We start from the raw sequence: 20,231 nt of genomic DNA on the forward strand, positions 1-20,231 counted from the left end.
ATTTGTGAAATTAAAAGCAGATAACCTCGTAAAATCATATAAAGGCAGAAAAGTTGTAAAAGGAATTTCTGTAGAAGTAAATCAAGGAGAAATTGTTGGTTTACTTGGCCCTAATGGCGCAGGAAAAACCACCTCTTTTTACATGATTGTAGGGCTCATAAAACCTAATGGAGGTGCTATCCATTTAGACGACCTCAACATTACAAAATTCCCAATGTACAAACGCGCACAACACGGGATTGGTTATCTTGCCCAAGAAGCATCGGTTTTTCGTAAGTTAAGTATAGAAGATAATATAATGAGTGTATTAGAATTAACTAAACTTTCTAAAAAAGAACGCATTCATAAAATGGAAAGCCTGATAGAAGAATTTAGTCTTGGTCATATTAGAAAAAACCGAGGCGATTTACTTTCTGGAGGAGAACGCCGACGTACCGAAATTGCCAGAGCACTAGCCACAGACCCTAAGTTTATTCTATTAGATGAACCTTTTGCTGGTGTAGACCCCGTAGCCGTAGAAGACATCCAACGCATTGTTGCCCAACTAAAAAACAAAAATATTGGCATTTTAATTACCGACCATAACGTCCAAGAAACATTAGCAATTACAGACCGAACTTATTTGATGTTTGAAGGAAGTATTCTTAAACACGGCCAACCAGAAGAACTAGCCGAAGATGAAATGGTAAGAAAGGTTTACTTAGGGCAAAATTTCGAACTCCGCAAAAAAAAGCTTTTCTAGCTATAATTTCTTTTATTTTTTATGCATAAATTTTTAACCATATTTTTTCTATACTTTGTAACAATAGGTTTTAGCCAAGAAGAAAACATTAATAATACTATTCCTAATACAACAAGAGAAATTTATATTGTTAGTGGTATAGGATGGGGATTTCCAATGGGCGAGGAAACAAAAGAAGTTTTCACTCCAAAATTTTCTAATATTTTAGGCGCCAACATAGCCTCCGATAAAGAATTTTTATTTTGGTACCCGTCTATAGATTTTCTTTCCTTTAATTATAATCAAATAGAACAGGATAAAGATTACCCCTACATCATTAAGAAAAGTAAAAGCAACTACTACAATGCCAATTTTTCTGTAGGAATAAAAAAACAATTCTCCCAATTAAAACTATATGCCTTTTTAGGTCCTGGAGTTGGTTTTATGTCCGAGCCTCGTGCCGAAGTTAATCACGAAACCAAAGTAGTTCATATTAAAAACAGATTACGTGTAAGCCCTACTTGGCGTACTGGAGTTGGTTTAGATTATCAATTAGAACGCTTTTTATTGTTTACCGAAATGAGCTGGTCTCATAATTTTAGAAAAGTACAAGGCGTAACCCTAGACGCTGTTGTCTTATTTATAGGATTAAAAACCGATATTTCTCGAATTGCCGAGAATGTAACAAAATTAATCTCGGGTTAATTTCAGCTTATTAAGAACTACAGACAGTAACACATAAGCTATAATTATTATAGGAACAGCAATAAATTTTAGCACTCCTAATAAAATTAAACACAACACAAGAAACACCAGTTTATAACCTTGTGTTTTCCATGAAAATTTCGAAAATTTTAAAGCAAACAACGGAAGCTCGGCATTAAGAATGTAACTACTAAAAGCCGTTAAACCTAACAACAACCACGGATTAAGCAAAAACCCTTCTAATGCAGGAGTTTCTTGATATTCTATTATCAACGGAATACTCAATATTAACAATGCATTTGCAGGAGTGGGCAAACCAATAAATGAGCTTGTTTGCCTATCGTCTATATTAAATTTTGCCAACCTATAAGCCGACGCTAATGTAACCGCAAAACCAACTAAAGGCAAATAGTTAAAAACATCTCCCATAAAATCTTCGGGTTGCATATTTAGCTTCCCAGAATAAATGGTAAAGCTTTCCTCTAGCAACTTCATCATAACAATTCCTGGCACTACTCCACTTGTTACCATATCTGCCAAGGAGTCTAACTCTAACCCTAATTTACTAGACACTCCCAAACTTCGAGCAGCTAACCCATCAAAAAAATCAAAAAATATTCCTAAAGCAACAAAAGCAGCAGCACCTACAAAATCGCCATTAACGGCAAACAACACAGCTATACAGCCTGAAAATAAATTAAGTAGGGTAATATAATTCGGAATATTTCTTTTAAACATAAGGGTAAATTTTTAAGCAAAAATACAAAAGCAAGTTTATCTATTTACATCAGAAAAACAATATCTAAGCCTAAATAAAGTTTATATGATAAAATAATAAGATATTTACCCAAAAAAAAATTAGGTGAGAGAAATTTATATTCTTTTAATTTTACTCTTTAGTATAAATAGTTATGCCCAAACTCGTAAATATTCTAACGAGTTTTTAAACATTGGAGTAGATGCTGCTGCTTTCGGGATGGCAAACGCTGTTGTTGCCAACACAAACGACGTTAATGCCGCTTATTGGAATCCCGCAGGACTCACACAACTCGAAGACAACCAGATAGCTTTAATGCACGCCAACTATTTTGCCAACATTGCCAATTACGATTATATTGCTGGGGCTATGCCGCTAGATCACAACAGCGTAGCTGCTTTTAGCCTTATCAGGTTTGGAGTAGACGATATTATGAACACTACCCAGCTTATTGATGAGCAAGGAAATATTGACTACAACAGAATAAGTTTATTTTCTGCCGCCGACTATGCCTTTACCTTTTCCTACGCTAGAAAAATGCCTTTAGATGGATTTTCTTACGGAATAAATGCTAAAGTTATTAGAAGAATTATTGGTGATTTTGCCGATGCTTGGGGTTTTGGCTTCGATGCAGGAATACAATTCGAAACCAAAAACAATTGGCATTTTGGTTTTATGGCAAGAGATATTACCACTACATACAATACTTGGAATATAAACGAAGAAGAATACAAAAAAATTCAAGGAGCTATCGATGGTAAAAATCAAGAGCTCCCTGAAACCACAGAAATCACCCTGCCAAAACTCCAATTGGGAATTGCAAAAAACTTCACCATACGCCATGATTTCGATTTTAAAACAGAGCTAAACCTACACACTCGTTTTACACAAACCAACGATTTAATAAGCACCAAAGCCGTAAGCATAACACCTTCCTTTGGGTTTGAGGTTGGCTATATCGATATGGTTTACCTAAGAGCTGGTGTAGGTAATTTTCAGAATGTAGAGCAATTTGACGGAACAACCAATTTAGGTTTTCAACCTGGTTTTGGGGTTGGTTTTAAATACAAAGGTGTGCACTTAGATTATGCCTTTACCGATATTGGCGACCAAAGTGTCGCTTTATATTCCAACGTTTTTTCGCTAAAAATAGATTGGCGTGTTTTTAGGTAATTATTAGATAAGACAACCGCATCTTTGTTACCTTTGCCACTTAAGGCAATTTTTTATGAAAAAAATAGTGTTAGCATTACTTTCGGGACTATTACTTGCTGGCGGTTGGCCAACTTACGGTTTCCCTTTGTTGTTATTTTTTGGATTTATCCCTTTACTTTGGATAGAATACCAACTTAGATTAACTCCTTCTAATAACCCAAAAAAAATACAAGTTTTTGCTTACGCATACTTAAGCTTTTTTATTTTTAACATCATTACCACCTCTTGGCTCTATTTTTCTACGCCATTTGGCATGTGGTTTGCCGTACTTGTAAACACCCTACTCATGAGTTTGGTGTTTCTTATTTACCATATTATTGCAAAAAAAGTAAACTTTTTTATTGGCAGCCTTTTTCTAATTACGTTATGGATAAGCTTTGAAAAGCTTCACTTAATATGGGATTTTTCATGGCCTTGGCTAAATTTAGGCAATGGCTTTTCCGAATATTTCTCTTGGATACAATGGTATGAATATACCGGAACCTTTGGCGGATCGCTTTGGGTTTGGGCTGTAAACTTCACCCTTTTTAAAAGCTTCTTACTTTTTCAGAAATACAAAGAAAAAAATATTTTAATACGAGGGGCTGTAAAAGGAGGATTACTTATTTTAATTCCTATAGGGGTTTCTTTAAGTATCTATTACACATACACCCCTTCCTCTACAGGGAAAATAAACGCCCTTGTATTGCAACCCAATATAAACCCTTATACCGAAAAATACAACACTACAGATAAACGCATTGGCAAGCTCCTAAATAGCTTAAGCAAAAAATATGCTACCGACTCTACCCAGATTATCATAGCCCCAGAAACTGTTTTTGCCGATGGCACCAACCTCAACAATTTATTAAATTCTACAGCCATACAAAGTTCAAGAGAACTGCTACAAGAATTTCCTCATACTAATTTCTTAACAGGAATTTCGTTATACAAACCCATTAGAAATCCTGCGGAAATCACTTACCAAAGTAATTTTTTAAGAGAAGGTTTTTGGTTTAACGATTACAACAGTGCTTTTTTATGGAACAATTCTCAAACTCCTCAATTATACCATAAATCTAAACTAGTGGTTGGTGTAGAAACTTTTCCTTACAAGGAAATTTTACAACCAATTTTAGGCGACGTTATGCTAGATATGGGCGGAACCGTAGCCATGAAAACCACCCAACCTAAACGAGAAGTTTTTTTATTAAACAACAATAAAAAAGTTGCCCCAATTATATGCTATGAATCGGTATATGGGCAATATGTTGGCAACTATGTGAAAAATGGAGCTCAGTTTTTAGCCATCATCACCAACGATGCTTGGTGGGACAATACCCAAGGGCATAAACAACACCTTTCTTATGCTCGACTACGAGCTATAGAAACCCGCAAAAGCATTGCACGTAGTGCCAATACCGGGATTTCTGCTTTTATAAATGAAAAAGGAGAAATTCTAAATCAATTAGGTTACGAAAAACAAGGCGCCATACAAGCCCAAATAAACCTTAATAACAAGTTAACTTTTTATAGCAAGTACGGCGATTATATTGCTCGTATTTCTCTATTCTTAAGTCTTTTTATATTTTTATACGCCTTAACAAGACGCCGTGTAACCAACTAACCCCTTATTTCTAGTTAAGAGTAAGGATAAAATTAAATTTCTTAAAACAAACATTATTGTGAATTACGTTTCTGTAGAAAATATAAGTAAAGCATACGGCGAGCGTGTGCTGTTCGAGAATTTATCGTTCGGAATTAACGAAGGGCAAAAAATTGGTCTTATCGCCAAAAACGGCACAGGTAAAACCTCGCTCTTAAACATCCTTTCGCTTACCGAAATGCCCGATGCTGGACAAGTAAATTATCGCAATAACCTAAAACAAGCTTTTTTACCGCAGGAACCTAACCTTGACCCAACGCTAAGCGTAGAGGAAACCATTTTTGCAAGCGACAACCATACCCTACGCGTAATAGCAGCTTATGAGAAAGCCATAAAAAATCCTAACGATACCGAAGCCATGCAAAAAGCAATAGATCGTATGGATGCTGAGCAAGCTTGGGATTTTGAAACACAATACAAACAAATACTTTCACAACTAAAACTAGATAATTTAAAACAAAAAGTACACTTGTTATCGGGTGGGCAAAAACGTAGACTAGCACTAGCCACTACCTTACTTAACAAGCCCGATTTACTTATTTTAGATGAGCCTACCAACCATTTAGATCTAGACATGATTGAGTGGCTAGAAAGCTTTTTTAAGCAACAGCAATTTACCTTGTTTATGGTAACTCACGACAGGTATTTTCTAGAACGTGTTTGTAACGAAATTATAGAGCTAGACGAAGGAAACCTTTATAACTACAAAGGAAATTACAGCTATTACCTCGAAAAAAGAGAAGCACGCCTAGATAACGAAAAAACTACTACCGAAAAAGCAAAACAACTTTATAAAAAAGAACTTGGTTGGATACGCCGACAACCTAAAGCCCGAACCACAAAATCTAAATCGAGAATAGACGATTTTAACGAGATTAAAGCACGAGCCTCACAACGCAGGCAAGAACAAGAAGTACAACTTGAAATAAACATGGAACGCCTCGGAAACAAAGTTGTTGAGCTTCATAAAATTTCTAAAGCTTATCAAGACAACGTACTATTTGACCAATACAGCTACAACTTCCAGCCAGGCGAACGCGTTGGTATTATCGGGAAAAACGGTACAGGAAAATCTACCTTTCTGCATACCTTAACAGGAAACATAACACCAGATAACGGAAAAATAATTATTGGCGAAACTGTAAAATTTGGCTACTATACACAAAAAGGTATAACCATAAAAGAAGGTCAAAAAGTAATCGATGTAATTAGAGAATTTGGCGATTATATTCCGCTAAAAAAAGGAAGACAAATCTCTGCACAACAGCTTTTAGAGCGTTTTTTATTTAGCCGAAAAAAACAATACGATTTTGTAGAAAAACTAAGCGGAGGCGAACGCAAAAGACTCTACTTATGTACGGTTTTAATCCAAAACCCTAACTTTTTAATTCTCGATGAGCCTACTAACGATTTAGATATTGTTACCCTAAATGTATTGGAAAACTTCTTGATAGATTTCCCTGGTTGCTTAATTGTGGTATCGCACGATCGTTATTTTATGGATAAAATTGTAGATCACCTTCTTGTGTTTAAAGGAAAAGGAGAAATTTTAGATTTCCCAGGAAATTACTCAGATTATCGCAGCTACGAAGGAAGCCAACCTGCTCAGGAAGAAAAAAAGCAAACCGACACCCCTAAAAAAAACTGGAAATCAAACAATAATCAACAAAAATTAGATTATAACGAACAGAAAGAATACAAACGCCTAGAACGTGATATCCAAAAACTAGAACGCGAAAAAGAACAAGTCCAACAAGAATTTTTACAAGAATTAACCGAAGAGGAAATCAATACCAAATCTGGACAATTACAAGACATCATTAATCAATTAGAAACAAAAACCGAACGCTGGTTTGAACTTTCTATGAAAATTGAAGATTAAATGAATTTAAAAACACGGCTAAATTACTTGGCTTTTTTAAAAAAATCTACCAATCAACATGGGGTACATTCTCCTTTTGTATTTAGTCTAGTAACACAGTGTTTTTATGCAAAAAAAAATACCGTTTACTACCAAAACTTATGTAAAAATAACGAAGGAAAACTTTCTAAAACCAATAAAAAAATAATCAAATTATTGGATTATTTCTCTGTAAAAAACTTAAGTACAAACATAATAAATTTCCCTCCTCTTAATGGAGTTAACAACATCCCTACAACATCGTTAACCAACACGGAAGAAAAGAAGATTGATGCTTTTCTTTTAACAACTTTAAGCATAAACACTTCACTATGGCAAAATATTTTAAAACATTCGCATAACGATAGCCTAGTAATTCTTACAAATATTCATCAGAAACATGCAAGCAATATTTGGCAAGAATTATGCAAACACCCCGAAGTTAAGGTAAGTATAGATTGTTTTTCTTTAGGAATATTATTTTTCAGGCAAGAACAAACTAAAGAACATTTTACAATAAGATGGTAATGTATATTTATTATTATAAAAAAACATATTGTTTTTTAACATTTATCTCTGAAAGTTTTATTTAAATTTAACACCTAACTCATAAAACTTAGAGAAATGAAAAACAAACAAACAAACTAGTAAATTTAAGTATAGTTATTCTAGTTATATTCGCATTTTTTAATATTGTATCTTGTACTACTGACACAGAAGAAGATATACATCTTAACAATACTTCTTCTAAAAGTTTAACTATAAAAGATAACAATTTTGTTATTAATGGAATTAAAATAGGTGGTGGTGGCGCCAAATTTACTATTGGAAAAAAGTCTAAAAATTGTAGAGGACTGGGTATTTGTCGCATAGATAAAGTAATGGTTGATGTTGACGATATAACTATAATTTACACAAACCCAAAGTCACCTCAATATCAAATACAAACAAATTATTTTATTGACCGAATTGATGGCTTACGAGACACGCTTGTTTTAGAAATCACTGAAAACGCTATAAACCAATTGATTGAAATTCAAGGAGGATCCCATTTTATTATGGAGGAAGATTTTATTTTTGATATAGAAACCGCAGCACAAATGAATTTAAAAGAAGGATACACCATAAAGAAAGGTACCTACCCTATTCAAAAATATGAAAATGAAGAAATAAATAAATATTATATCAAACTTTAATCTTTTTAACCAAAGCCTGTTAATGAATCATATTAACAGGCTATTAATTTTTATTTCATGAAAATCATCACTTACCTTATATGTGTTTTTACGCTTGGTTTAACTGCTCAAAATCCAAGAAACTTTAAATTCGAAGACAGCACAACTATCAATAACTATATAAACGAACAACAGTTAGCCTTTTTAACAGAAGATATCTATATTTTAAAAACCATAGAAGATTATAAAACCTATACCAGCGAAGGAAATTTAGTATCGCCAGTCATTTTTGTTTTTAATGAAAAAGGTGAATTTACGGAGTATATTAATTTTTATAATGCCGAAAAAAAGTTAAGTAATTTAAAACGTTTACGGAAGAAAAAAAGTAAAAATTCACCCGATTTTAAATATTGGGAAGAAAAAATAGTATCGCTTAAAACCAACCAAGTATATACACATAACCAAACCGGTTATATTTTTGTGTTGAGTTGGGGAATTCATTGGAATAAAATAAAGTCCGCTAAACTTATCAGTAAATGGTATGAGGTTTTACTTCGTCAAAAAGAAAATAATCCCGATATACAGCTCATTTTATTAAACACCGACTTGCAAAACAGTTGGGATATTTCTCAGGAAACCAAAGATTGGATGTTAGAACAAGTAAATAACCCAGAAAATATACGCGATAATCAACGATGAAGAAGACCTTTATACTATCCCTGTTGTTTTGTTTTCTTTTTATAAAGCTTGGTATTACCCAAACAACAAAAAGTAACACTACATATAATATTACAACCTTAAGCATTGCCGCACTTAAAGACAAAATTGCTTTTAGCAAAAAAGACTTTAAAATTGTTTATTTATTTAAGCAGTACTGTTCAGCAACCCAACAAGGCTTCCCTTCTGTAGATAGTTTGTATAAACAAGCTACTCAACATAACTTCGAATTATTTGTAGTTACTACTAACCCAAAGAAAAAACAAGAAGAGCTTCTAGATCATTTGTTTTTTAATAACTATAGCGAACCATTTTATATCATAGATGATTCATTTTTTTTAAATTTTCATAGTAAACTTATAAAAGCAATCTGCGAAACCTGCAATCATAAAGATATGGGGTATACTGATTTTATGATTTTCGGTAAAGATAATCAACTAATTCTACATACAACCTATCAGCAAAGCGTAGAAGAACATATAGCAATATTAAAAACGTATATAAAGTAAATTAGATTTACTTCAATTTTTCAATAAAACACCATGATAACTTCGTAATAGACTAACCTTTATTTCAAATTATCGTCAAATAAGACCTTTAATAGAATACTATTTTTACTTCTAAATTTCAATATATTTAAATCATTCGAAAAAATCTTAAAACTGTATTTTGTTTAATAACACAATTTGTTATGGGCAAGAATTATGCAAACGCCCCGAAGTTAAGGTAAGTATAGATTGTTTTTCTTTAGGAATATTATTTTTCAGGCAAGAACAAGCTAAAGAACATTTTACAATACGATGGTAAAATAAAAGCTAACTTTGTATATTTACCTAAAAAATATGTTTCAACTCTCCGAGCAAACCCAGCTTATTATCCTTATTATTGTTTTAGCAATCCTTTTTGTATTGGTGATTTTTAATAATAAACGCAACCAAGCCAAAAAACAAAAACGAAATTTCAGAAAAGGGTTTTACGAGAAAACAAAAAAACACAAGAACAATTAATTTAAAATGAAAATATACACCAAAACTGGCGATAAAGGAACGACAGCACTTTTTGGAGGCACACGTGTACCTAAAAGCCATATTCGCATAGAAAGCTACGGAACAGTAGATGAGCTAAACTCATACGTGGGCTTAGTAAGAGATAATGTAAAAGACGTGCATACAAGAGCCGTTTTAAAAGACATCCAACACAACTTATTTACCCTTGGTGCAGAATTGGCTACAGACCCTGAAAAAGCAAAGTTAAAAAACGGTAAAGACAGGCTTAACATTGTTGTAATTGGAGAAAAACACATCGAACAGTTAGAAACAGAGATGGATACCATGAACGGAGATTTACCGCAAATGACACATTTTATTCTTCCTGGCGGACACCCAACTGTGTCATATTGTCATATAACTCGCTGTGTATGCCGTCGTGCAGAACGCTTAGCTACCCAATTATATAGCCTAGAAACCTTTGATGAAAATATATTAAAATATTTAAACCGGCTTTCTGACTATTTATTTGTATTGGCACGAAAATTGACTAAAGATTTAAACGCTGAAGAAGTAAAATGGATTCCTGAAAAAGAATAAACAATAATCTTTACAGCTTAAAACAAAGGGTTTTCCCTTGAAAAACAAGTTCTTAAAAATAACGATCAAAAAATAAACTTTTTACTTGACTTTTACAATTAAAAATTTATTTTTGCACAAATTCAAACACGATAATCAGATGTATTGGACATTAGAATTAGCATCTTATTTAAGTGATGCACCTTGGCCTGCAACAAAAGACGAATTGATAGATTACGCTATCCGAACTGGAGCGCCGCTAGAAGTTGTAGAAAATCTTCAATCGATAGAAGATGAAGGAGACTCGTACGACTCTATTGAAGAAATTTGGCCAGATTACCCCACAGACGAAGACTATCTCTGGAATGAGGATGAATATTAAACAAGCAAAAACAAATTAAAAAGTCTCTACTACGAGGCTTTTTTTTTATGTATTTTTAAACAAAAAATAAATTACATACTATGGGTTTTTTAGACTCGGTACTTAAAATGTTTGTCGGCGATAAGTCGAAACAAGATATAAAAACAATTCAACCAATTGTTGATAAGATAAAAAGTTTCGAAACACAACTTGAGCAAATTTCGCTCGACGAGCTTCGTAACAAAACCATTAGCTTCAAAGAAAAAATAGCCGAAGCCACTAAAGCTACCAACCAAGAAATTTCAGCTTTACAAAAAGAAGCTAAAACTACAGACGATATCAATAAAAAGGAAGACCTCTATAATAAAATAGACAGTCTGAAGGATAAAGCCTATGAAGAATCGGAAGCTGTGCTTAACGAAATACTACCTGAAGCCTTTGCCGTAGTTAAAGAAACCGCAAAACGTTTTAAAAACAATCCAACCTTAGAGGTAACCGCTTCTGAGTACGACCGATTTCTATCTGCCGATAAAGATTATGTAACCCTAGAAGGAGATAAAGCCATCTGGAAAAACACTTGGAATGCTGCAGGAAAAGAAGTACAATGGGACATGGTACATTACGATGTACAGCTAATTGGAGGTATTACCATGCACCAAGGGAAAATCTCCGAAATGCAAACAGGAGAAGGAAAAACCCTTGTAGCTACACTTCCTGTTTACCTTAATGCACTTACCGGACGCGGAGTACACCTAGTTACCGTAAACGATTACCTTGCACGACGAGATAGCGCCTGGATGGCACCTATATTCCAATTCCACGGATTAAGCATTGATTGTATCGATAACCACCGCCCTAACTCACCAGAACGTAAAGCCGCCTATAAAGCAGACATTACCTATGGTACAAACAACGAGTTTGGTTTTGATTATCTACGTGACAACATGAGTCACTCCCCAGAAGATTTAGTACAACAAGAACACAATTATGCCATTATAGATGAGGTAGACTCTGTGTTGATTGATGATGCACGTACACCCTTAATTATCTCTGGCCCCATCCCAAAAGGAAACATCCACGAGTTTGACCTTTTAAAACCTCAAATAGCAAAAGTTGTAGAAGTACAACGCAAATACCTCGTAGGCGTTCTTGCCGAAGCAAAAAAACTTATAACAGAAGGCAACACTAAAGACGGAGGCTTCTTATTGCTTAGAGTTTATCGTGGTTTACCAAAAAATAAAGCTTTAATTAAGTTTTTGAGTGAAGAAGGTATAAAACTTCTTTTACAAAAAACCGAAGCTCAATATATGCAAGATAACAACCGTGAAATGCACAAAGTAGATGCAGAGTTGTATTTTGTTATTGAAGAAAAAAACAACCAAATTGATCTTACCGATAAAGGTGTAGAGTTCCTTTCTGGAAAAGAAGACCCTAACTTCTTTGTTATGCCAGAAATAGGAATGGAAATTTCTAAAATAGAAAACCTAAACCTTCCTAAAGAAGAAGAAGCAGAGAAAAAAGAAGCCCTTTTACGAGACTTTAGCGTAAAAAGTGAACGTATTCACACCCTAAGACAATTACTTAAAGCCTATACCTTATTCGAAAAAGATACCGAATATGTGGTTATGGACAATAAAGTAAAAATTGTAGATGAACAAACAGGGCGTATCATGGATGGGCGTCGTTATAGCGACGGACTTCACCAAGCCATCGAGGCAAAAGAAAATGTAAAAATTGAAGACGCCACCCAAACATTTGCCACCATTACCCTGCAAAACTACTTTAGAATGTATCGTAAACTATCTGGAATGACAGGTACCGCGATAACAGAAGAAGGAGAATTTTGGGAAATCTATAAATTAGATGTGGTAGAAATTCCTACCAACAGACCTATAGCCCGTAAAGATAAACAAGACTTAGTTTATAAAACCAAGCGCGAAAAATATAATGCGGTAATAGAAGAGGTTACCAAACTTTCTCAACAAGGACGTCCTGTACTTATCGGTACAACTTCTGTAGAAATTTCTGAACTTTTAAGTAGAATGCTTAAAATAAGAAAAGTACCTCACAATGTACTTAATGCAAAGCTACACCAAAAAGAAGCCGAAATTGTAGAAGAAGCAGGTAAAGCTGGTATTGTGACCATTGCAACCAATATGGCAGGTCGTGGAACAGATATTAAACTAAGCAAAGAAGTAAAAGATGCTGGAGGTCTTGCCATTATAGGTACAGAGCGCCATGATTCTCGCCGTGTAGACCGTCAGTTACGAGGTCGTGCAGGTCGTCAAGGAGACCCAGGAAGTTCACAATTCTATGTATCCTTAGAGGATAATTTAATGCGCCTATTTGGTTCTGAAAGAATTGCGAAACTTATGGACAGAATGGGACTTGAAGAAGGCGAAGTTATCCAACATAGCATGATTTCTAAATCGATAGAAAGAGCCCAAAAGAAAGTAGAAGAAAACAACTTTGGAAGCCGTAAACGCCTCTTAGAGTATGATGATGTAATGAATGCACAGCGTGAAGTAATCTACAAACGCCGCTATAATGCATTATTTGGAGAACGCTTACGCGTAGATATAGCCAACATGATTTTTGATTTGGCAGAAAGCATTTCTGAAACAAATAAAAATGCTTCAGACTTCAAGAATTTTGAATTTGAAATTTTCAGGTATTTAGGCATAGGAAGCCCCATAACCGAAAATGAGTTCGAAAAAGCAAACGCCCAAAAACTATCTGGAATTGTTTACAAAGCTGCCTATAAAAATTACGAAGAAAAAATGGCTCGTGATGCACAACAAGCAACACCTGTTATTAAACGTGTTTTTGAAGAACAAGGCGATCGCTTTGAGCGTATTTTAGTTCCGTTTACAGATGGCGCTAAGACCATTCAAGTAACTACCGATTTAAAAGAGGCCTATGATACTGAAGGGAAATCGCTTGTAACCGACTTTGAAAAAAATGTTACCCTTGCCATTATTGATGACAGCTGGAAAACACACCTCCGAAAAATGGATGAGTTAAAACAAAGTGTTCAATTGGCAGTACACGAACAAAAAGATCCTTTATTAATCTATAAGTTTGAAGCTTTCGAACTCTTTAAGGCAATGCTTGATAAGGTAAACAAAGAGGTGATTTCTTTCTTATTTAAAGGAGAAATACCTCAGCCTGAAACACAAGACATACAACAAGCACAGCAAGCCGCTAAGCAAGAAAATTTAGAAATTTCTAAAGAAGAAGTGCTTAACATGGATGAACAAGCCGCACAACACAGAGCTGCTGGAGCACAAGCACAACAAAATCAACCTCAAGTTACCGAGACCATTACACGAGACCAACCAAAAATTGGTAGAAATGATAAAGTAACCATAAAAAGTATAAAAACAGGAGAAAGCAAAAGCTTAAAATATAAACAAGCAATTCCGCTTTTACAAAAAGGAGAATGGGTATTGGTAGAAGAAAATGCTTAATAGAAATTAAGAACTTATAAAAAAATCCGAGTTAGCTACTAACTCGGATTTTTTTATTCAGTAGATTTATTTTACTAAAAACAATTGATTATTTAAATTTAGTAACTCCAAATTTCTTTGCTTCGGCCTTAGCATCTCCAGCCCAAGCGGTTAAATTTTTTATTCTAGTATCACTACTTGGGTGAGTACTTAACATCTCTGGCGGAGCTTGTCCTCCACTTTTAGCTTTCATACGTTTCCAAAGTTCAGGAGCTTCATCGGGATTATACCCTGCTATTGCCATTAATGTAAGGCCTATTTTATCAGCTTCAGTTTCATGACTTCTGCTAAATGGCAGCATCACCCCTACTTGAGAACCAACCCCATAAGCCGTATTAAAAATTTGCTGTGCTTCTGCATTATCACTCAAAGCTACGTTACCCGCAACGGCACCTATTTGCTGTAACTGCCCTGCACTCATTCGCTGCTGACCATGATTTGCTAATGCATGAGCTACCTCGTGCCCCATTACAACCGCTAATCCTGTCTCGCTCTTTGTAACAGGTAATATCCCTGTATACACAACTATTTTTCCTCCAGGCATACACCATGCATTTACAGCATCATCTTGCACCAAATTATATTCCCATTTATAATCTTTCAAATAGCCTGCATAGCCATTAGCATTTAACCAACGTTCTGCTGCAGTTGCTATTTTTCGCCCCACATTTTTAACCATATTGGCATCAGCTGTATTGGTAATTACTTTATTTTCGGTTAAAAACTGATCGTACTGCTGAAAAGCCATTGGTAAAATCTGTGAGTTAGGCACTAAGGCCAATGTTTTTTTTCCTGTAAAAGGATTTTGGCTACATGCGGCCAACACAAAAGATGCTGTTAATGCAAAAATTGTTTTTCTTTTCATAAGATATCATTTAAATTCGCTAAGATGTATACTGCAAATATAAAACTAAAGCATGGTACAATATTTGTGTTTTTATAAAAAACTACTTTATGAAAGTATTACATTTGTTATACGTGGTAATTGTTTTATTTACTTCTTGCCAAAGTAACAAAGATGGTAACACCTTAAAAGAATCTACTAAAAACATGAACTCACACACCAAATTTACAGAAAAAACAGATGCCGAATGGAAAAAGGAACTTTCGCCTGAACAATATCACATTCTAAGAGAAAATGGCACAGAAGCTCCGCATACAGGAAAATACAATTTACACTTCGAAAACGGCAACTATTATTGTGCTGGCTGCAACCAAAAATTATTTAATAGCGAAGCAAAATTTAGAAGCAATTGCGGTTGGCCAAGCTTTGATGAAGCCATAGCCGGAAGCATAGCTTACAAAGAAGATAATAGCCACGGAATGCACAGAACAGAAATACGCTGCACCAAATGCAATGGACATATAGGACATGTTTTTAACGATGGACCAACAGAAACAGGAAAACGCTACTGCGTAAACTCGATAAGTATTCAATTTAACACTCAAAAATAATTATTATGAAAAAATTAATTTTATTAGCCCTAAGCATTATTACACTTGCCGCTTGTGAAGGCGACCGAGGTCCTATGGGTCCTCCTGGTCAAGATGGCTTAATAGGAACTACTATTGAATTTCAAGTAAACTTTGGTAACCAAAACCAATACCTATATGATTTTGCTGCAAATGGTATCGAGGTATTTGAAGATGAAGCTATTTTGGTTTACCACTCTTTAGACAGTGAAGTGGAAAACAATAATGTTAGTGTATGGACGCCTTTACCTAGAACTTTTTATTTTGATGACGGTAGAGAGTTAGCCTACACCTACAACCATACTTTCTACGATGTTGAAATTATGCTAGGAGGAAGTGTAAATTTAAATAACCTTGCCCCAGAATTTTATCAAAATCAATGGTTCAGAATTGTAATTATTCCTTCAGCAAGACTCGAAGATCCGTTTGTAAACACAAGCAGTTACCAAGCCTTAAAAACCAGTATAGAAGCACAAGGCTTACAACTAAAAGAGATAAACTAAGTTAAGTTATAAAAATACAAATTAGACACTCCCCATAAATCAGTAAAGTAATTAAAAAAGCTTTTTTGGTTATGGGGATTATTGTTTAAATTCGCAACACATTAATTCAGCAAAAAATACAATCATGAGCAAATACGATATTATTGTTTTAGGGAGCGGACCAGGAGGTTATGTAACTGCTATCCGTGCATCTCAATTAGGTTTCAAAACCGCTGTAGTAGAAAAAGAAAATCTTGGTGGTGTTTGTTTAAATTGGGGATGTATTCCTACAAAAGCATTACTTAAAAGTGCCGAAGTTTTTAATTATTTAAAACATGCCGAAGATTATGGATTAACCGTAAAAGATGCTAAGCACGATTTCGATGCCGTTGTTAAACGTAGCCGTGGTGTAGCTGAAGGAATGAGTAAAGGCGTACAGTTTTTAATGAAAAAAAACAAAATTGATGTTATCAATGGTTTTGGAAAATTAAAAACAGGAAAAAAAGTTGACGTAACTGCCGATGATGGTAAAACAACTACCTACGAAGCAGACCATATTATCATCGCAACAGGAGCTCGTTCTCGTGAGCTTCCTAACTTACCACAAGACGGTAAAAAGGTAATTGGATACCGTGAAGCAATGACATTAAAAGAGCAACCAAAGAAAATGATTGTGGTTGGCTCTGGAGCTATTGGAGTAGAATTTGCTCACTTTTACAACGCAATGGGAACCGAAGTTACTATTGTAGAATACTTACCAACCTTAGTCCCTGTAGAAGACGAAGATGTTTCTAAACAATTTGAAAAATCTTTCAAAAAAGCAGGTATTAAAGTAATGACCAATGCTGCTGTAGAAAGTGTAGACACTTCAGGAAAAGGTGTAAAAGCTACAGTAAAAACAAAAAAAGGAGAAGAAATACTAGAAGCCGATGTAGTTTTATCTGCTGTTGGAATTAAAACCAACATCGAAAATATTGGGTTAGAAGACTTAGGTATAAAAACCGATAAAGATAAAATTATTGTAAACGAATGGTACCAAACTAACGTTCCTGGTGTTTATGCTATTGGAGATGTTGTACCAGGACAAGCCTTAGCACACGTTGCTTCTGCCGAAGGAATACTATGTGTAGAAAAAATTAAAGGAATGCACGTAGAAGCTTTAGACTATGGAAACATACCTGGTTGTACCTATGCATCGCCAGAAATTGCTAGTGTTGGACTTACCGAAAAACAAGCAAAAGAACAAGGTTATGACATCCGTGTAGGAAAATTTCCTTTCTCTGCCTCTGGTAAAGCAAGTGCTGCAGGTAAAAAAGATGGCTTTGTTAAAGTTATTTTTGACAAAAAATATGGCGAATGGTTAGGTTGCCACATGATAGGTGCTGGTGTTACCGATATGATTGCTGAAGCTGTTTTAGGAAGAAAACTAGAAACTACAGGATATGAAGTGCTAAAAGCTGTTCACCCTCACCCAACAATGAGTGAAGCGGTAATGGAAGCTGTAGCTGCTGCTTACGATGAAGTAATTCATCTATAAAAAGACAAGTTGTAGAAATAAAAAATCCGAACGTTAAACGTTCGGATTTTTTTTATATCTCTTAAATACTTTAATTAAGCTCTTTTGGCCTGATGACGCTCTCTTGCTAAAAGCGTATTTTTTAACAACATGGCAATCGTCATTGGCCCTACACCACCAGGAACTGGCGTAATATAAGATGCTTTTTGCGATACATTATTAAAATCTGCATCTCCTTTTATTACATAACCTTTAGGAGCATTATCGTCTGGCACACGTGAAATTCCTACATCGATAATTACCGCATCATCTTTTATCATTTCTGCTTTTAAGAAATGAGGAATCCCTACAGCTACGATAATAATATCGGCCTGAGAGGTAATTTGATTAATGTTTTTGGTATACTTATGAGTTAATGTAACGGTAGAGTTCCCTGGAAAACCTTGACGCCCCATTAAAATACTCATAGGTCGTCCTACAATATGGCTACGCCCAATTACCACGGTATGTTTACCTTCGGTAGGAATATCGTAACGCTCTAAAAGCTCTAAAATACCAAAGGGTGTTGCAGGAATAAAAGAACTCATATCTAAAGACATTTTCCCAAAATTCTCTGGGTGAAAACCATCTACGTCTTTATCTGGATTTATTGCCATCAATATCTTTTGTGTATCTATCTGTGGCGGCAAAGGCAACTGTACGATAAACCCATCAATATCATCATTTTGGTTTAACTCCTCTATTTTATCTAGTAATTCTATTTCGCTCGTAGTCCCAGACATTCTTACCAATGTAGATTCAAAACCTACACGTTTACAAGCTTTTACTTTACTATTTACATAAGTTAAACTTGCTCCATCACTACCTACAATAATTGCTGCTAAGTGAGGTATTTTTCCGCCTTGTTTTTTTAATTTTTCTACTTCTAAAGCAATTTCATCTTTAATGTCGTTGCTTACTTTTTTACCGTCTAAAATAGTCATGATAACGAATTTTTATATCTATAAAAAAAGCTTACTTTTCACAAGCAAGCTTAAAACTTTTAACGCATTCCGCGCATCATTTGCATCATTTTTTTACCGCCACCGCCTTGCATCATCTTCATCATTTTACTCATTTGCCCAAATTGTTTTAAGAGTTGATTAACTTGGGTAACCGAAGTTCCTGAACCTTTACCTATTCGCTTTTTTCTACTTGCGTTAATAATGGCAGGTTGTTCTCTTTCCTCTGGTGTCATCGAATGGATTATTGCTTCAATATGTTTAAACGCATCGTCATCGATATCGATATCTTTTAGTGCTTTTCCTGCACCGGGAATCATGCCTATTAAGTCTTTCATGTTCCCCATTTTTTTAACTTGTTGAATTTGCTTTAAAAAATCATCAAAACCAAACTGATCTTTTGCAATTTTCTTTTGTAGTTTTCTTGCCTCTTCTTCGTCGTACTGTTCTTGAGCACGTTCTACTAAAGATACAACATCTCCCATCCCTAAAATACGGTCGGCCATACGTGAAGGGTGGAAAACATCTATAGCTTCCATTTTCTCTCCTGTACCAATAAATTTAATAGGTTTATTAACTACAGATTTAATTGAAATGGCAGCTCCTCCTCGCGTATCTCCATCTAGTTTAGTAAGAATTACCCCGTCAAAATTCAGGACATCGTTAAAGGCCTTTGCTGTATTTACAGCATCTTGACCTGTCATGGCATCAACAACAAATAAGGTTTCTTGTGGCTGAATGGTTTGATGAATTTCAGAAATTTCTTTCATCATTGCTTCATCTACAGCCAAACGCCCTGCGGTATCTATAATCACGACATTATGCCCATTTTGTTTTGCATGTGCAATCGCTTTTTGAGCAATATCTACCGGATTTTTATTTTCTTTATCACTAAAAACCTCTACCCCTATTTGATCGCCCACTACGTGTAACTGATCGATAGCTGCTGGTCGGTATACATCACAGGCAACCAGAAGTGGCTTTTTTGTTTTTTTGGTTTTTAAGTAATTGGCTAACTTACCCGAAAAAGTAGTTTTACCACTACCTTGTAAACCAGACATTAAAATGATACTTGGGTTTCCCGAAAGGTTTATCCCCGCTGTATCTCCTCCCATCAATTCGGTAAGTTCATCCTTTACCAATTTTACCATCAACTGCCCTGGCTTAAGGTCTTTTAATACACCTTGCCCTATGGCTTTCTCTTTTACAGCGTTGGTAAAATTCTTTGCAATTTTGTAATTAACATCTGCATCTACTAAGGCTCTACGAACTTCTTTAAGGGTATCGGCAACGTTTACCTCGGTAATTTGCCCATGCCCTTTTAGTATATGTAAAGCTTTATCTAACTTATCACTTAAATTATCAAACATAATTTATATTCGGTTTTGTAAGGTTTGCAAAGTTAATCATTTGTAAGATAACAAGAAAAACTATCTATTAATAAAATTTCAATCATTTTGGTTAAGGAGACTTCAAAAAATTATTTTAT

At 34.8% G+C, this 20,231-nt stretch carries 20 protein-coding genes; 16 read left to right on the forward strand and 4 right to left on the reverse strand.

The window, feature by feature from the left end; genetic code table 11:
- Window positions 1–4: 4 nt before the first annotated feature.
- Together lptB and GGR32_RS05590 are read left to right on the forward strand one after the other, a co-directional pair.
- Entirely contained in the window at window positions 5–742 is a 738-nt protein-coding gene (lptB, locus tag GGR32_RS05585) for an LPS export ABC transporter ATP-binding protein (protein ID WP_183477208.1), read from the forward strand.
- A 21-nt stretch (window positions 743–763) separates the two neighbouring features.
- Complete coding sequence (locus GGR32_RS05590; protein ID WP_183477209.1) at window positions 764–1,426, forward strand: hypothetical protein; 663 nt, start codon at window positions 764–766, stop codon at window positions 1,424–1,426.
- Here the strand turns inward: GGR32_RS05590 and GGR32_RS05595 are convergent.
- The gene (locus tag GGR32_RS05595; RefSeq protein ID WP_183477210.1) at window positions 1,412–2,164 is read right to left on the reverse strand and encodes a CDP-alcohol phosphatidyltransferase family protein; all 753 of its coding nucleotides are present in this window, start codon (window positions 2,162–2,164) and stop codon (window positions 1,412–1,414) included. The genes GGR32_RS05590 and GGR32_RS05595 overlap by 15 nt on opposite strands.
- 124 nt (window positions 2,165–2,288) lie before the next feature.
- Here GGR32_RS05595 and GGR32_RS05600 point away from each other — a divergent pair, with 124 nt between their 5' ends.
- The 11 genes from GGR32_RS05600 to secA all read left to right on the forward strand — a co-directional run bounded on the left by GGR32_RS05600 (window position 2,289) and on the right by secA (window position 14,231).
- Window positions 2,289–3,356, forward strand: a complete 1,068-nt coding sequence (locus GGR32_RS05600; RefSeq protein WP_183477211.1) for a putative type IX sorting system protein PorV2 — start codon at window positions 2,289–2,291, stop codon at window positions 3,354–3,356.
- Window positions 3,357–3,411: 55 nt separating this feature from the next.
- Window positions 3,412–5,004: an apolipoprotein N-acyltransferase gene (gene lnt / locus GGR32_RS05605; RefSeq protein ID WP_183477212.1), complete on the forward strand. Its 1,593-nt coding sequence runs from the start codon at window positions 3,412–3,414 to the stop codon at window positions 5,002–5,004.
- 58 nt (window positions 5,005–5,062) lie between these two features.
- Window positions 5,063–6,925 (forward strand): ATP-binding cassette domain-containing protein, encoded by a 1,863-nt coding sequence (locus GGR32_RS05610; RefSeq protein WP_183477213.1) that lies wholly within the window; start codon window positions 5,063–5,065, stop codon window positions 6,923–6,925.
- Window positions 6,926–7,471, forward strand: coding sequence for a hypothetical protein (locus GGR32_RS05615; protein WP_183477214.1), 546 nt, complete (start codon window positions 6,926–6,928; stop codon window positions 7,469–7,471). It begins immediately after the preceding gene.
- Window positions 7,472–7,824: 353 nt separating this feature from the next.
- Complete coding sequence (locus tag GGR32_RS05620) at window positions 7,825–8,139, forward strand: hypothetical protein (protein ID WP_183477215.1); 315 nt, start codon at window positions 7,825–7,827, stop codon at window positions 8,137–8,139.
- Window positions 8,140–8,196: 57 nt separating this feature from the next.
- Window positions 8,197–8,817, forward strand: coding sequence for a hypothetical protein (locus GGR32_RS05625; protein ID WP_183477216.1), 621 nt, complete (start codon window positions 8,197–8,199; stop codon window positions 8,815–8,817).
- Complete coding sequence (locus GGR32_RS05630; RefSeq protein ID WP_183477217.1) at window positions 8,814–9,344, forward strand: hypothetical protein; 531 nt, start codon at window positions 8,814–8,816, stop codon at window positions 9,342–9,344. Before GGR32_RS05625 ends, GGR32_RS05630 begins: the two co-directional genes overlap by 4 nt.
- 333 nt (window positions 9,345–9,677) lie before the next feature.
- Window positions 9,678–9,842, forward strand: a complete 165-nt coding sequence (locus tag GGR32_RS05635; protein WP_183477218.1) for a hypothetical protein — start codon at window positions 9,678–9,680, stop codon at window positions 9,840–9,842.
- Window positions 9,843–9,848: 6 nt separating this feature from the next.
- On the forward strand, window positions 9,849–10,421 hold the full coding sequence (locus tag GGR32_RS05640; RefSeq protein ID WP_183477219.1) for a cob(I)yrinic acid a,c-diamide adenosyltransferase: 573 nt from the start codon (window positions 9,849–9,851) through the stop codon (window positions 10,419–10,421).
- Window positions 10,422–10,560: 139 nt separating this feature from the next.
- Complete coding sequence (locus tag GGR32_RS05645; RefSeq protein ID WP_006989959.1) at window positions 10,561–10,782, forward strand: DUF2795 domain-containing protein; 222 nt, start codon at window positions 10,561–10,563, stop codon at window positions 10,780–10,782.
- An 80-nt stretch (window positions 10,783–10,862) separates the two neighbouring features.
- Window positions 10,863–14,231 (forward strand): preprotein translocase subunit SecA, encoded by a 3,369-nt coding sequence (gene secA, locus GGR32_RS05650; protein ID WP_183477220.1) that lies wholly within the window; start codon window positions 10,863–10,865, stop codon window positions 14,229–14,231.
- A gap of 88 nt (window positions 14,232–14,319) precedes the next feature.
- Here the strand turns inward: secA and GGR32_RS05655 are convergent, their stop codons facing one another.
- Complete coding sequence (locus tag GGR32_RS05655) at window positions 14,320–15,135, reverse strand: M48 family metallopeptidase (protein WP_183477221.1); 816 nt, start codon at window positions 15,133–15,135, stop codon at window positions 14,320–14,322.
- A 185-nt stretch (window positions 15,136–15,320) separates the two neighbouring features.
- Here GGR32_RS05655 and msrB point away from each other — a divergent pair, with 185 nt between their 5' ends.
- From msrB to lpdA, 3 genes are all read left to right on the forward strand, one after another.
- Window positions 15,321–15,725 carry a peptide-methionine (R)-S-oxide reductase MsrB gene (gene msrB, locus GGR32_RS05660; RefSeq protein ID WP_246415182.1) on the forward strand — a complete coding sequence of 135 codons (405 nt, stop codon included), beginning with the start codon at window positions 15,321–15,323 and terminating at the stop codon, window positions 15,723–15,725.
- 5 nt (window positions 15,726–15,730) lie between these two features.
- Complete coding sequence (locus GGR32_RS05665) at window positions 15,731–16,246, forward strand: hypothetical protein (RefSeq protein ID WP_183477223.1); 516 nt, start codon at window positions 15,731–15,733, stop codon at window positions 16,244–16,246.
- A gap of 124 nt (window positions 16,247–16,370) precedes the next feature.
- The gene (gene lpdA, locus GGR32_RS05670) at window positions 16,371–17,762 is read left to right on the forward strand and encodes a dihydrolipoyl dehydrogenase (protein ID WP_183477224.1); all 1,392 of its coding nucleotides are present in this window, start codon (window positions 16,371–16,373) and stop codon (window positions 17,760–17,762) included.
- A gap of 74 nt (window positions 17,763–17,836) precedes the next feature.
- Here the strand turns inward: lpdA and GGR32_RS05675 are convergent, their stop codons facing one another.
- Together GGR32_RS05675 and ffh are read right to left on the reverse strand one after the other, a co-directional pair.
- Window positions 17,837–18,724, reverse strand: a complete 888-nt coding sequence (locus GGR32_RS05675; RefSeq protein ID WP_183477225.1) for a bifunctional 5,10-methylenetetrahydrofolate dehydrogenase/5,10-methenyltetrahydrofolate cyclohydrolase — start codon at window positions 18,722–18,724, stop codon at window positions 17,837–17,839.
- Window positions 18,725–18,783: 59 nt separating this feature from the next.
- Window positions 18,784–20,112 carry a signal recognition particle protein gene (ffh, locus tag GGR32_RS05680; RefSeq protein ID WP_183477226.1) on the reverse strand — a complete coding sequence of 443 codons (1,329 nt, stop codon included), beginning with the start codon at window positions 20,110–20,112 and terminating at the stop codon, window positions 18,784–18,786.
- Window positions 20,113–20,231: the final 119 nt, after the last annotated feature.

It is taken from the genome of Mesonia hippocampi (assembly GCF_014197445.1).
GTDB lineage: Bacteria > Bacteroidota > Bacteroidia > Flavobacteriales > Flavobacteriaceae > Mesonia > Mesonia hippocampi.

Excerpts from the sequence above, each read along its gene's own strand:
- GGR32_RS05665 (WP_183477223.1), top strand. The coding sequence starts at position 15,731 with ATGAAAAAATTAATTTTATTAGCCCTAAGCATTATTACACTTGCCGCT.
- msrB (WP_246415182.1), top strand. The coding sequence starts at position 15,321 with ATGAACTCACACACCAAATTTACAGAAAAAACAGATGCCGAATGGAAA.
- GGR32_RS05635 (WP_183477218.1), top strand. The coding sequence starts at position 9,678 with ATGTTTCAACTCTCCGAGCAAACCCAGCTTATTATCCTTATTATTGTT.
- GGR32_RS05615 (WP_183477214.1), top strand. The coding sequence starts at position 6,926 with ATGAATTTAAAAACACGGCTAAATTACTTGGCTTTTTTAAAAAAATCT.
- ffh (WP_183477226.1), bottom strand. The coding sequence starts at position 20,112 with ATGTTTGATAATTTAAGTGATAAGTTAGATAAAGCTTTACATATACTA.
- GGR32_RS05620 (WP_183477215.1), top strand. The coding sequence starts at position 7,825 with ATGGTTGATGTTGACGATATAACTATAATTTACACAAACCCAAAGTCA.
- GGR32_RS05595 (WP_183477210.1), bottom strand. The coding sequence starts at position 2,164 with ATGTTTAAAAGAAATATTCCGAATTATATTACCCTACTTAATTTATTT.
- GGR32_RS05630 (WP_183477217.1), top strand. The coding sequence starts at position 8,814 with ATGAAGAAGACCTTTATACTATCCCTGTTGTTTTGTTTTCTTTTTATA.
- lnt (WP_183477212.1), top strand. The coding sequence starts at position 3,412 with ATGAAAAAAATAGTGTTAGCATTACTTTCGGGACTATTACTTGCTGGC.
- GGR32_RS05655 (WP_183477221.1), bottom strand. The coding sequence starts at position 15,135 with ATGAAAAGAAAAACAATTTTTGCATTAACAGCATCTTTTGTGTTGGCC.
- GGR32_RS05590 (WP_183477209.1), top strand. The coding sequence starts at position 764 with ATGCATAAATTTTTAACCATATTTTTTCTATACTTTGTAACAATAGGT.
- GGR32_RS05675 (WP_183477225.1), bottom strand. The coding sequence starts at position 18,724 with ATGACTATTTTAGACGGTAAAAAAGTAAGCAACGACATTAAAGATGAA.
- GGR32_RS05645 (WP_006989959.1), top strand. The coding sequence starts at position 10,561 with ATGTATTGGACATTAGAATTAGCATCTTATTTAAGTGATGCACCTTGG.
- secA (WP_183477220.1), top strand. The coding sequence starts at position 10,863 with ATGGGTTTTTTAGACTCGGTACTTAAAATGTTTGTCGGCGATAAGTCG.
- GGR32_RS05625 (WP_183477216.1), top strand. The coding sequence starts at position 8,197 with ATGAAAATCATCACTTACCTTATATGTGTTTTTACGCTTGGTTTAACT.
- GGR32_RS05640 (WP_183477219.1), top strand. The coding sequence starts at position 9,849 with ATGAAAATATACACCAAAACTGGCGATAAAGGAACGACAGCACTTTTT.
- lpdA (WP_183477224.1), top strand. The coding sequence starts at position 16,371 with ATGAGCAAATACGATATTATTGTTTTAGGGAGCGGACCAGGAGGTTAT.